The following is a 12,067-nucleotide window of genomic DNA, read 5'->3' as shown; positions in this document are numbered from 1 at the left end:
GAACGGCTCGGCGTCATTTCCTCTGCGCCCTGAGCTTTCCGATTGCCCGTTCTCCCGAATACAGACGGAGGCCTTCTCGCCCAGCACCCGTGGGCGCCTCTTCCGTGGGCATGACTCGCGCATCTTACCCGGGGACCTTCTGTCCGACGAGGTTCGCCGCCTCGTCCATGAGGCGCTTGAAGCGGTGGGCGGTCGACACCCTCTCGAACAAGAGTTCCCAACGGTTCATCTTGACACGCGTCAGCGTGAAGTCCGACGGGTCGAACCCCGCTGGCACAGCGAGGTGAATGACCGCATACATGCGCTTCTTGCTGTCGGTCGTCACGGTCACGACGGCTCCGTGACGCTCGACATCGATCGGTATCATTGCCCTGGCTGGTTTTGGGAAGTCACGGGGGCCCCACCGTCCGCGGCGAAACAGCCCCCAGGATGGGAGCGGCGTGGATGGTTCTACTCTTGAGGCGCTCGGACCACCACCCCGCCGGACGCGGTCCGGCGCACCGTAGCCCCTTCCGTTTGCGTCAAGGGCTGGGGCGCGGCGCTGGTGCTGGTATTCGCACTGGTGGGGGTGAGCACAATTTCTAAGCTTCCGTTGGGCCCGGCAACGGAAATCGTCACCGTCTCGACCGTCGGGCTTCCCGCCTCCTCGATGTCGAGGTCTTCTACGACCCGGAAGGTGAAGGACGTGATCTCGTCCTTGTTGACGATGTCTCCGGCGTCGAACCCATTGCCGTCGTCATCGCTGAGGAATGTGTCGTCGAGGGTGATGTCGGTGTTGCCAACGGCCTTCACCTTCGTTCCCTCCGCCTGCACCTGGATGGTCGTTCCCGGCGCCAGCGGGTTGTTGTTTTGCACATCTTGGACCGTCAATTCGTAGGTCTGCGGCAACTCCGTCGAGCTGGGCTCAATCTGACCGGGGTCAACCTTCACCTCCGGCCGCCCCGAAAAGACAATGGGGATCGTCTCGGAAATCGTGTTCTCATTGCCGGTGTCCGCCGGGTCGGGGCAGTTGTCGGGGTTCACGATCGTATTCACGTCGTCGGTCCCCGCGGTCTCGGCCCGCACGGTGCCCACCCCTCCCTCTGGCAGCGGCTCCGCAGACGTGAGCGTTACGGAGCCCCGCCCCTGATCGTCGGTCTGAAGAGAGCCTCCGATGAGCCCCGCATTCGCACTGAACGAGACGGCCGTTCCGGGCACCACGGGATTGCCAAACTTGTCTCCCACGAATACCTGAATGGGGGTGGTCACGCCGAGCTGGGTGAGCCCTGGGAAGTTGAACTGTTCCGGGGCGAGACTAAAGTGACATTTGTTGGGGAGCCCGCCGTGGATGGAGAGGCTCACTGGCTTGGACGCAAACGTCGTCCCGTCGGGCCGCTCGGTCTCGGCAACCAGCTGCACCACCCCGGCGGTCGTGCCACTCGACACATTGACGGTGGCCCGGCCCTGGCCGTCGGTCTGTACCGTGCTCGGGGTCAAGGTCGCGTCTCCCGGCTCCTGCCCAAACCGAAAGTCAACGTCGACGGCCTGATCCGCCTGAATGGCCTTCCCGGTCGAATCGACGACCTGAAACGTCAATCGGGCGATGCTCGTCCCTCCACTTTCCTGCACGCGGATTGAGCTTGCTGACTGGTCCTGTAGCAGAATGTCGGTGGGGCGTCCGGGCTCCCGGTCTTCTTCTCCTCCAATCTCGAGCGTGAAACTCAGGTCGGACGCACTCCCCACATCAGGCGATACTTGCCGTACCTGCTGAGCACTTGCCCCCTGTTTCGACACCGTAATGGTTACGTCAGTGGTCTCATCAACCTCCACCGACGCCCTGAAGCGGCCCGTGGAGTCGGTCCTGGACGTCTGCTCAACCCTCTCGCCCGTCGCGTCCGTGAACTGAATGACCACCTGGGCGTCGACCACCGGGTTAGAGGCCGCGTCAAGCACCTGGCCGGACAGGGCCACGTCGTCGGAGCCCCCACCGCCCAGGTCGCAACCGAGTGTCCCAACTAGAAGGGCTGCGCTCGCCAGGATGAGAACATAGGGGCGGCCAACTCGAACGGAAGGATACATGAAATCGGGCAGGAAATCGGAAACCAATGCACTCCATACAGCGGCAAGAAGTATTCCGGAATCCAACCCTTCGGTGCAGGCGCCTCCCGTGCTCCCAGCTTCCCAGGGTCGTTTTGGGGCGTCTCCACGGCGCACCCCTCTCTTGTGAACGACGACAGAGGCGTCCCTCAGCTGAAGTTGAGCAGACTCCCCCTCTCTGGTCCCCGCACAAAGAAGGATCCGCGGCAGCTTCCACTTGGGGGCACAGGGAAGCCCCCAGGCACAACTGAAACGAGAAGAAGATTGCCGGCTAGAGGCCGGGGCGAGAGGTGCCTTTCGTAACGGAAGGGCTGGAATTTTTACGGATTGGGGCCGTCTGCGCACACAGACTGTTCTCGTGAAGGCCCTTTTCGTACCGGAGCCGGAAAAGGCGCACAGGATTTCGACTCTGCGAGGGGTGCCCCTATTCAATCGCAGAAGGGGCCCTCTCCGGTGGGGATGGCTCCATAGAAAAAGAGCCCCCGGACTGAGGGCTCGCCGAAAGGACGTGGGTCGCTTCTGACGTTCTCGTCTCGGTCATTCCTGCGGGGACGGCCCTGGGGCCTCCCCGACTGTCCCGTCGCCCTGGGGCTCCGGGAGATCTTCTTGGGCCGGGTTCTCAGGCTGCAGTGGGGCGTCCTCTCTTGCCTCCACGGAGAAGTCCGACGACCGGTCCTCGACCCGGAGCCGGAGGTAATGCTGGCGTGCCAACTCCAGAAGAGCCAGAAACGTCGCGATGACAAAGCCCCGCGACTCTCCCTGAATCAGCGCCCGAAAGGAGACTTCGGACTCGCGGCGAAGGCGCTGGATGACGTGGCGCTGTTGTTCTTCGACCGTATACTCGACCGGTTCCACCTCGTGGATCGGCTCCTCCTCCCCTTCGTCTTCGTCGGCTTCGAGCACCCGCCCGAGTGCTTCGACCAGCTCAAAAACCGACGCATCGACCTCCACCTCGTGGGACTCCTCGACGCGCTTCCGGGCCGCGGACGCGTCCCCCCGCACAAAATGCTCGCGGCGCTTCTCTCGACGGGCGGACAGTTGGTCGGCTGCCTCTTTAAACCGTACGTACTCCAGAAGACGCTCCACCAGCTCCCGGCGCGGGTCCACAGCCTCGCCCTCGTCGTTGGCCTCCTGCGAAGGCAGGAGCATGCGGGCCTTAATGTTGATGAGAAGGGCCGCCATGTAGACAAAATCGCCCACGCCGTCCAGATCAATCTCTTCCATCACCCGGACGTACGCGAGATACTCGTCCGCAATGCGAGCGATGGGAATGTCGTAGATGTCAATCTCGTCCCGCTTGATAAAAAACAGGAGGAGATCCATCGGCCCCTCAAATTGCTCCAGCTCAACGCGGTACATGTTCGCTGATGCCGCTGTAGAAAGGAGGATGGCGTGTCAACGTTGTCAGACTGCGTATCAGCTCATCCCCTGGTATCCATTTGGGTGGCGCTGGTGCCATTCCCAAGCCGAGCCGATAATGTCCTCAAGGGCACCGTGCTCCGGGGCCCAGCCGAGGTCTGCACGAATCTTGTCGCTGCTCGCGATGAGGACCGGCGGATCCCCCGGCCGCGGATCGCCCTCTTCGGCCGGAATCTCGCAGCCCGTGACGCGGCGGGCCGTGTCGATGACCTCACGGACGCTGTAGCCCTCTCCATTGCCCAGGTTGTAGACGCGACTTCCGTCGTCCAGTGCGTCCAGGGCCAAAATATGGGCTTGGGCAAGGTCGAGCACGTGAATATAGTCCCGAACGCACGTCCCATCGGGGGTGTCGTACTCGTCCCCAAAGATAACAATCTTCTCGCGCTGGCCGAGGGCAACCTCCAACACAATCGGGATGAGGTGCGTCTCCGGGTCGTGGTCTTCGCCCCGATCCGGCCCAGCGGCCCCGGCCGCGTTAAAGTAGCGGAGCGCGGCGTATGTCAATCCTTCCGTCTCGTCGAGCCAATGAAGGGCGCGCTCCAAGATGAATTTCGACTCGCCGTAGGGGCTTCCGGGATCGATCGTCACGTTCTCGTCGATGGGAATGCGCTCCGGGGTCCCAAACAGGTTCGCAGTCGAGGACAACAGAAAACGGTCCACGTCGTGCTCCACGGCAGACCTCATCAGGTTGACGCCGCAGCGTACATTCTCGTCGAGATACAGAAACGGCTCCTCCATGGACTCGCCGACGAGGGTGTGCGACGCGAAGTGCATGATCGCCTGCGGTCTGTGTTCGGCAAGCGTGTGATCGACCACCTCGCGATTGGTCAGATCGCCGTGGACGAAGGTGGCCGCCTCCGGCACTGCCGCCCGGTGCCCTTGTGATAGGTTGTCAAACACGATGACGTCATTTCCCGTCTCCACCAGTCGTTGGGCCACGGTGCTTCCGATGTATCCGGCTCCCCCGGTTACCAGAACGCGCATGAAAAGAGTGGCGGGTTGGGTGATGTGAAATCGATGGGGTGTGGCGCGGGTCTTTTCCCGGTCCCTATACAACCGGTCCCTACACAAAAGGCGAGAGCCCAAGGGCCCTCGCCTTTCGTTTTCCGAAGGAACCGTTCAGTGCCACCCGGTTCGGGCGGACGTCCAGACTACTCGCCCTGTTCCCCGTTTTCTTCCGAGACGAATGGCTTCCGGGTGAGACGCATCTTGCCGTCGTCGTGGATCTCGAGGAGGTGCACCTTCACCTTATCGCCCACCTCGAGGTAGTCCTCTACGTCCTCGACGTATTCGTGGTCGATCTCGGAGACGTGGAGGAGACCCGTCTTTTCGGGCATGATCTCGACGAATGCGCCGAAGTCGCGGATGCCCTTGACGGTGCCGACGTAGTCTTCGCCCTCCTCGGGCACGGCCACGATCTGCTTGATGCGCTCGACGGCCGCCTCGGCGTCGTCCTGGTTGGTCGCCGCGATCGTCACGATGCCGACGCCTTCCTCTTCCTCGACGGTGATCTCCGTGTTCGTCTCTTCCTGGACGCTCTTCACCACCTTCCCGCCCGGGCCGATGACGGCGCCGATGCGATCCGGATCGATCGTGAGCTTGGTCAGGCGCGGGGCATGCTGGGACAGCTCCTCGCGCGGCGTGGAGATGGTCTCCTCCATGCCGTCGAGGATGAAGTGACGCGCCTCGCGGGCCTGCTTCAAGGCCTTCAGCATCACGTCGCGGGAGAGGCCCTCAATCTTCATGTCCATCTGGCAGGCCGTAATGCCGTCCCGCGTGCCGGTGATCTTAAAGTCCATGTCGCCCAGGTGGTCCTCCTGGCCGAGGATGTCGGTAAGGACGGTCGTCTCGTCGTCCTCCTGCACGAGCCCCATCGCGATGCCCGCCACCGGCTTGTCGATGGGCACACCCGCGTCCATGAGGGCCAGGCTGCCGGCACAGACGCTCGCCATCGAGGAGGAGCCGTTCGACTCCATCACGTCGGCGTTAATGCGGATGGTATAGGGGAACTGATCCTGCTCCGGGATAACCGGCCGCAAGGCCCGCTCCGCGAGCATGCTGTGGCCAATCTCACGCCGCTTGGGGCCGCGGAGGTAGCTGGCCTCGCCCACCGAGAAGGGCGGGAAACGGTAGTGGAGGTAGAAGGACTTGTCGGTGTCCGCAAAGACCTCGTCGACCGGCTGCACGTCCTCCGAGGTGCCGAGCGTAACGGAGCCGAGCACCTGCGTCTCCCCTCGCGTAAAGATGGCGGAGCCGTGGACGCGCGGGAGATAGCCGACCTCCATCCAGAGGTCGCGAACATCGGTTTGGGCACGCCCGTCGATGCGCTTGCCCTCCTCAACAATCATGTTGCGCATCTCGTCCTTCTCCACCTCCCCGATGGCGTCACGGATGTCGGAGGCGGTGTAGCCGTCCGACGTCTCGTGTTCGTCCCCGAGCACGTCGTCGACGGCCTGATCCTTGATGTCGTCGATGCCGCCGTGGAATGTCTCCTTGTCGTAGGGACCGTGGATGTGCTCGGCCACCTTCGGCCCGTACTGCTCTCGCATCTGCTGGACCAGCTTCTCCGGCACGAGGTCGGCCTCCCACTCGAACGGCTCCGGCTCGCCGGCCTGCTCCACGAGGCGGTGCTGCCCTTCGCACAGCCGCCGGATGGACCGGTGGGCCACGTCGAGCGCCTCGATCATGCTCTCCTCGCTGATCTCGTGGGCTTCTCCCTCAACCATGACGAGCGCGTCCTCTTTCCCCGCCACGACGAGATCGATGTCGCTCTCTTCGGTCTGTTGCATCGTCGGGTTCACAACGTAATCCCCGTCCACACGCCCCACGCGCACCTCCGCGAAGGGCCCTGCAAACGGCGCGCCCGAGAGCATGAGCGCAGCGGACGACCCGACGCCGGCGATCACGTCGGCGTCGAAGTCCTGCCCGGCCGAAATGACGAAGTTCACGACATGGACATCGTGATAAAAGCCGTCCGGAAAGAGCGGCCGGATGGCTCGGTCAATCAGTCGCGCTGTGAGCGTCTCTTTGTCCGTAGGACGCCCTTCGCGCTTGATAAACCCGCCCGGCACTTTGCCCCCCGCCGCAAATTTTTCTCGGTAATCGACGGTGAGCGGGAAGAAGTTCGATTCGTTGACCGAGTCACTGAGGGTGGCCGTAGAGAGGACCATGGTGTCCCCCAGCCGGGCGACGATGGCCCCGTCGGCCTGCTTTGCGATGCGACCCGTCTCCAGGGACAATGATCGTTCGGGGACGAACTCAATGTCTTCGATGTGCGCTTCAGGCTTCATAGGTTTCAATCTGCTGCTCTCAAGATCAACAATAGGCGAAAGGGGTTCCAACACGAGGCCCGGCGATAGTCGGGCATGAGGCAGTCCTCACATCGAAAACGGCCTCCCGGCAAGGCCGGGACGCCGTGGAAGAGGACTCGTTACTTTCGGAGTTCCAATTCGTCTCGAATGGCACGATACCGCTCAATCTCATTTTCCTGGAGGTAATTGAGCAGGCGCCGGCGTTTTCCGACAAGATCGAGCAGTCCCTGCCGAGTCGAATTGTCGTTGGGGTGGTCCTCGAGGTGCTCGGTGAGTCGCTCAATCCGTTTCGTGAAGATTGCGATCTGCACCTCCGGGGTGCCCGTGTCGTCGGGTCCATTGCCGAACCGATCTACGATTTTCTGTTTCTCTGCTTCGGTAATCATTGTGCGGTAAAATACCTCTTTAGATTATGCCATGCTAAAGAAGAAGCCGCGACTCCGGTGTAGATTCGCGGGAAAACACGCCGAACATCACTCTTGTCCCACGCTGTCGGGACGACGAACGGCCGTCAGGCCAAGGGTCGAACGACAGTCCTGCAACGCTCTTCGTCTTCAGAAAGTTGCGCCGCCAACGCCTCCGCGGAATCAAACTTCTGTTCGGCCCGCAATCTTTGCAGGAACTGAACAGAGAGGGTCGCCCCGTATAGGTCGCCCTCGTAGTCGAGCAGGTGCACCTCGACGGTGACGTTCATTTCGTCGAAGGTCGGGCGTCGCCCAATGTTCATCATGCCGCCCTGTTGATGCCCGTCGGGGAGCGTCACGAGGGTGGCGTAGACGCCCCGCTTGGGCACGAGTTTGCGCACATCCTGCAGGGCAAGGTTGGCGGTGGGATAGCCGAGCTCGCGCCCCCGTCCCTGGCCCCGAGACACGACCCCGTCGAGTCGATAAGGCCGCCCCAAGCGGTCGTTGGCCTGCTCAACGGCCCCCTCCTCGGCCAGAAGGGTTCGCAGAGTGCTGGATGAGACAATGTCGTGGTCGACCTCCTGCGGAGGAATCACATCCACCGCAAAGCCATGCTTCGCCCCAAGCTCTCGGAGGAGGTCCACATCGCCGGCCCGGTCTTTTCCAAACCGATGGTCGTAGCCGACAGTAATCTCCTGGACCCCAATCCGATCCACGAGAACCTCCTTGACGTACGCCGCCGGACTGAGCTGTGCAAAGTCGTTCGAAAACGGGATGACCACAAACCGGTCGAGGCCATGCTCATCCAGCAGGTCCGCACGCTCATTCACGGTCGTCAGGAGCGGGACCTCTTCCCCGTGCACGACGGCCCGCGGGTGCGGATCAAACGACACGAGCGTGCTCGGCCCATCCTGCGCTTCGGCTCGCTGCTGCAGATAGTCGATGATCGCCTGGTGCCCGCGGTGGACGCCATCAAAGGTCCCGACGGTGACGACCGACCGGGGGTCTCGGCTAATGGCGTCCCATCCATATTCGCGTTTCATAGCGTCGGCTCGGGATCTAGGTCAGCGTGTCCGTCAAGGCCTCCAGGGACCAGCTCTCTGCCAGCCTGTACGGCCCGATGGCGGTGCGCCGAAGGCCCGTGAGGTGGGCCCCTACGCCAAGCTTCTCGCCCAGGTCACGGGCCAGCGCCCGGATGTAGGTGCCCTTCGAGCACTCCACCTGAATGGAAGCCTCGGGCGGCGACCAGTCCGTAATCACAATGCGATCAATCCGGACGTGCCGCGGCGGGCGCTCCACGGTCTCTCCCCGACGGGCTTTCTTATAAAGGCGCTCCCCGTCTATCTTCACGGCCGAGTACATGGGTGGGGCCTGCTCGATGGACCCGACGAAGGCACTGCAGGCCGCCTCCACGTCCGACCGCGTGACCCTAGATGCGTCGGTCCGTTTCGTCACTTCGGTTTCGGTGTCGTAGGAGGGGGTCGTCTCCCCGAGCCGCAGGGTCGCCCGATAGGTTTTGGGCAAGTGCGTGCAGGCGGCCTGGAGACGGGTCGCGGGCCGGGCCACCAAGAGGAGAAGCAGGCCCGTGGCCAGAGGATCCAGGGTCCCAGCGTGCCCGACCTTCTGGACACCGGTGCCCTCCCGCACGAGTTCGACCACATCGAACGACGAACGCCCCTTCGGCTTGTCCACGGGCAGAATCGCCCCCTCGTCCCAGGTCGTGGGGCGATCAGGGGGCGTGTACACCATCTCCGGCGGAATGTCGCGCTGCGCCGCGGCGAGGGACACGTCTGGTCAATGCACTCTGGGCGAAAAAGCCGTTGCCCCGCAGGTCACTCGCGATCGTCGGGGGCATTTTCGGCCTCCTCGAGCCGTCGCTCTCGCTCCTCGCGGATGCGCTCGAAGAGGGTCTCCATGCGCTTGGCCTCCTCCAGCGACTCGTCGTGAAAGAACTTGAGTTCCGGGATCTCACGCACCTTGTGCCGAATCCGAGACGCCAACTGCCCTCGGATCTCGTCCGAGAGGCTCTTCAATTGTCGGAACGTGGCCTCTCGTTCTTCGGCGGTGTCGCCCATTACGCTCGCGTAGAGGTACGCAATCGACAGGTCGCCGGTGACCCGGGCACGGGTGATCGTCACCATCGGCTGGAGCCGATCCGCGTACTCACGCTGGAGGATGCGGGCGACTTCACGCTGGACGAGCTCTGCAACACGTTCGGTATATACACTCATGGCTGCGAGCTGGGAGGAAAGATGAATCACAAAGGACGCGGCTGGGCCGGAGGACCTCGCAGGGAGAAAGCACCGGATCAGACCTCAAGCTCCCGGGCCTCCTCGACGATCACGTAGGTTTCAAGCTCGTCTCCGACCTTCATGTCGTCGAAGTTTTTGATCGAAAGCCCACACTCGTAGCCGCTCTGCACCTCATTCACATCTTCCTCAAAGCGTTTGAGCGAGCTGATTTCTCCTTCGTACTGCACCACGCCGTCTCTCACGAGACGCACCTTGTGACTTCGCTCCACGGTGCCCTCGTTCACGTAGCAGCCAGCCACCGTGCCTACGTCGGGGACGCTGAACGTGTCGCGCACCTCGGCACGACCCTTCGTTTCCTCCCGCCGCTCGGGGGACAAGAGCCCTTCAAGCGCATCGTGGACATCCTCAATAGCCGAGTAGATGACGGAGTAGGTTCGAATATCAACCTCCTCACGGTTGGCGGCGTCGCGGGCGCCCGAGGTGGGACGCACCTGGAAGCCCAGGATGATGGCGTCCGACGCACGAGCCAGCATAACGTCGCTCTCGGTGATGGCCCCCACGCCGCTGTGGATGACGTTAACGGCCACCTCATCGGTCTTCAGCTTGAGAAGGGCATCGGAAAGCGCCTCGACGGACCCCCCCACGTCGGCCTTGATGATGAGATTCAACTCGTGGAACTCGCCCTCGGCCATCTGACGGCTGACCTGGTCGAGCGAGACCTGGCTCTGCCGGCGAAGCTCCTGCTCGCGGTGGATGCGCTGGCGTTCCTGTGCCACTTCGCGGGCCTCGCTCTCGCTGTCCATCACGACGAACTGGTCGCCCACCTCCGGGGACCCGTCGCATCCAAGCACGAGGGCAGGCTGGGACGGGCCCACCCGTTCGATACGGTTGTCCCGTTCGTCGAACATGGCACGGACACTCCCGCTGTGGATGCCAGCGAGGAAGGGGTCGCCCGTCTCGAGGGTCCCGTTCTGGACCAGCACGGTAATGACGTTTCCGCGCCCTTTCTCCAGACGACTCTCGATGATGACGCCCGAAGCCTCCCGGTTGGGATTGGCCTGCAGTTCCATGATCTCGGACTGCAGAAGGACTTTGTCCAGCAGACTGTTGATGCCGTCCCCCGTTTCGGCGGACACCTCGGCGGACTGAACGTCTCCACCGTACTCCTCCACGAGGACGTTTTGCTCCGCGAGCTCGGCCCGCACCTTTTCGGCGTCGGCCTCCCGCTTGTCCATCTTGTTAATGGCCACCACGATGGGCACATCGGCGGCCTGAGCGTGGTTGATGGCCTCCTTCGTCTGCGGCATCACCGAATCGTCGGCGGCGACGACGAGAATCACAATGTCGGTGGCCTTGGCGCCACGGGCCCTCATCGCAGTGAAGGCCTCGTGGCCCGGGGTGTCGAGGAAGGCGATGGCCTCGTCGTCGTGGTCGGTAAGCTCTATGTAGTGTGCCCCCACATGCTGCGTAATCCCGCCCTCCTCGCCGGCAACCACGTTGGCGTTCCGAATGTAGTCGAGAAGTGACGTCTTGCCGTGGTCGACGTGCCCCATTACCGTAACAACCGGGGCGCGCGGTTCGAGGTCTTCTGGGTCGTCTTCTTCAACCTCGACCGTCTGCGTATCCCGCTCCGCGACGAACTCAACCTCGTAGCCGTATTCGTCGGCGACGAACTCGATCGTTTCCGTGTCGAGGCGCTGGTTGATCGACACCATCATGCCCGCGTCAAACAGCGTATCGATGACGTCGCTCACGGGCTCACCGATCAAGTTTGCAAGCTCACCGGTGGTGACGAACTCGGTGACCTCCAGGATATTTTCCTGCTCGCGCTTGCGTTCGCGGCGGCGCTGGCGTTCCTCCTCGTGACGCTTGCGGCGACGGCGACGGCGACGCTGACGCTCCCGACTGGCTCCCTGCTCCAGCTCCTGCAGCGTCTCTTGCAGGGTCTGTTCGATGTCCTCTTCGTCGGGTCCCCCTCCGCCCTTCTGCTTCTTCTTCTGTTTTTTCTTCTGCTTCTTTTTCTGCTTCTGCTTCTTTTTCTTCTTTTGGCGCTTCTTCTTTTCCTCTTTCTTCTTGCGCTTGCGCTTGCGCTCGGGCCGTTGCAGCTGGTCGCTGTCCATCTTCCCCACAACACTGGGCCCCTTGAGGCGGTAACGCCCTGCCTTCAGGGTTTCGTCCTCTGCTTCGCCTGTGGCATCCGTCTTCTTGTCAGCCGACTCGTCAGCCGAGGCCTCCGCTTCGGCCGTGTCGGCAGCGCCCTCATCAGGCTCAGCAGTTTCGTCCGGCCCCTCCGTTTCCTCCTCAGGGGCGTGGTCTTCAGCCTCCGCGTCGGGGGCCGTGGCCTCCTCCGCAGGGGCCTCCTCTTCACCCTCATCAGTCGGTTCTTCCGGAGTTTGCTGCTCCGCGGCTGGCTCTTCTGCGGTTAACTCCTCCGCGGCCGGTTCCTCCGAGGCCGGTTCGGGCGCAGCGGCCTCGGCCTGGAGGTCCTCGTCGGCATCCGCCTCAACCTCTGGCGCCTCGGAGGCCTCAATGTCTGGCGCTTCCCCACTGTCTTCCGCCCCCGAGGTCGGTTCAGGCTCCTCTTCGACAGCCGTCGACGCTTCGG

General features: G+C 62.9%; 10 protein-coding genes. All 10 read right to left on the bottom strand.

Annotation, left to right across the window (positions count from 1 at the left end):
- Nucleotides 1-124: 124 nt before the first annotated feature.
- Complete coding sequence (locus V5A20_RS10575) at nt 125-367, bottom strand: hypothetical protein (RefSeq protein ID WP_332316363.1); 243 nt, start codon at nt 365-367, stop codon at nt 125-127.
- Between the two features lie 83 nt (nt 368-450).
- Complete coding sequence (locus V5A20_RS10570; RefSeq protein ID WP_332316362.1) at nt 451-2,058, bottom strand: carboxypeptidase regulatory-like domain-containing protein; 1,608 nt, start codon at nt 2,056-2,058, stop codon at nt 451-453.
- Nucleotides 2,059-2,613: 555 nt separating this feature from the next.
- On the bottom strand, nt 2,614-3,435 hold the full coding sequence (locus V5A20_RS10565) for a segregation and condensation protein A (RefSeq protein ID WP_332316361.1): 822 nt from the start codon (nt 3,433-3,435) through the stop codon (nt 2,614-2,616).
- A 57-nt stretch (nt 3,436-3,492) separates the two neighbouring features.
- Entirely contained in the window at nt 3,493-4,479 is a 987-nt protein-coding gene (gene galE / locus V5A20_RS10560; protein ID WP_332316360.1) for a UDP-glucose 4-epimerase GalE, read from the bottom strand.
- Between the two features lie 167 nt (nt 4,480-4,646).
- Nucleotides 4,647-6,785 (bottom strand): polyribonucleotide nucleotidyltransferase, encoded by a 2,139-nt coding sequence (pnp, locus tag V5A20_RS10555; protein ID WP_332316359.1) that lies wholly within the window; start codon nt 6,783-6,785, stop codon nt 4,647-4,649.
- A 140-nt stretch (nt 6,786-6,925) separates the two neighbouring features.
- Nucleotides 6,926-7,192, bottom strand: coding sequence for a 30S ribosomal protein S15 (rpsO, locus tag V5A20_RS10550; RefSeq protein WP_332316357.1), 267 nt, complete (start codon nt 7,190-7,192; stop codon nt 6,926-6,928).
- A gap of 125 nt (nt 7,193-7,317) precedes the next feature.
- Nucleotides 7,318-8,253 carry a bifunctional riboflavin kinase/FAD synthetase gene (locus V5A20_RS10545; RefSeq protein ID WP_332316356.1) on the bottom strand — a complete coding sequence of 312 codons (936 nt, stop codon included), beginning with the start codon at nt 8,251-8,253 and terminating at the stop codon, nt 7,318-7,320.
- Nucleotides 8,254-8,269: 16 nt separating this feature from the next.
- A complete protein-coding gene (gene truB, locus V5A20_RS10540; RefSeq protein ID WP_332316355.1) occupies nt 8,270-8,998 on the bottom strand; it encodes a tRNA pseudouridine(55) synthase TruB in 729 nt (242 codons plus the stop codon).
- Nucleotides 8,999-9,042: 44 nt separating this feature from the next.
- Nucleotides 9,043-9,441, bottom strand: a complete 399-nt coding sequence (gene rbfA, locus V5A20_RS10535; protein WP_332316354.1) for a 30S ribosome-binding factor RbfA — start codon at nt 9,439-9,441, stop codon at nt 9,043-9,045.
- A 77-nt stretch (nt 9,442-9,518) separates the two neighbouring features.
- Nucleotides 9,519-12,067: translation initiation factor IF-2 (gene infB, locus V5A20_RS10530; protein WP_332316353.1), on the bottom strand; the 2,549-nt coding region annotated here is incomplete at its 5' end.

Origin of the sequence: Salinibacter sp. (assembly GCF_036626415.1) — a bacterium.
Classification (GTDB): Bacteria; Bacteroidota; Rhodothermia; order Rhodothermales; family Salinibacteraceae; genus Salinibacter.
Note: the sequence above shows the minus strand (reverse complement) of the source record. Positions and strands in the feature narration are given on the sequence as shown.

Bases quoted from the DNA above. Each gene is read 5' to 3' on its own strand.
- V5A20_RS10575 (WP_332316363.1), bottom strand. From the start codon at position 367: ATGATACCGATCGATGTCGAGCGTCACGGAGCCGTCGTGACCGTGACG.
- V5A20_RS10570 (WP_332316362.1), bottom strand. From the start codon at position 2,058: ATGTATCCTTCCGTTCGAGTTGGCCGCCCCTATGTTCTCATCCTGGCG.
- V5A20_RS10565 (WP_332316361.1), bottom strand. From the start codon at position 3,435: ATGTACCGCGTTGAGCTGGAGCAATTTGAGGGGCCGATGGATCTCCTC.
- galE (WP_332316360.1), bottom strand. From the start codon at position 4,479: ATGCGCGTTCTGGTAACCGGGGGAGCCGGATACATCGGAAGCACCGTG.
- pnp (WP_332316359.1), bottom strand. From the start codon at position 6,785: ATGAAGCCTGAAGCGCACATCGAAGACATTGAGTTCGTCCCCGAACGA.
- rpsO (WP_332316357.1), bottom strand. From the start codon at position 7,192: ATGATTACCGAAGCAGAGAAACAGAAAATCGTAGATCGGTTCGGCAAT.
- V5A20_RS10545 (WP_332316356.1), bottom strand. From the start codon at position 8,253: ATGAAACGCGAATATGGATGGGACGCCATTAGCCGAGACCCCCGGTCG.
- rbfA (WP_332316354.1), bottom strand. From the start codon at position 9,441: ATGAGTGTATATACCGAACGTGTTGCAGAGCTCGTCCAGCGTGAAGTC.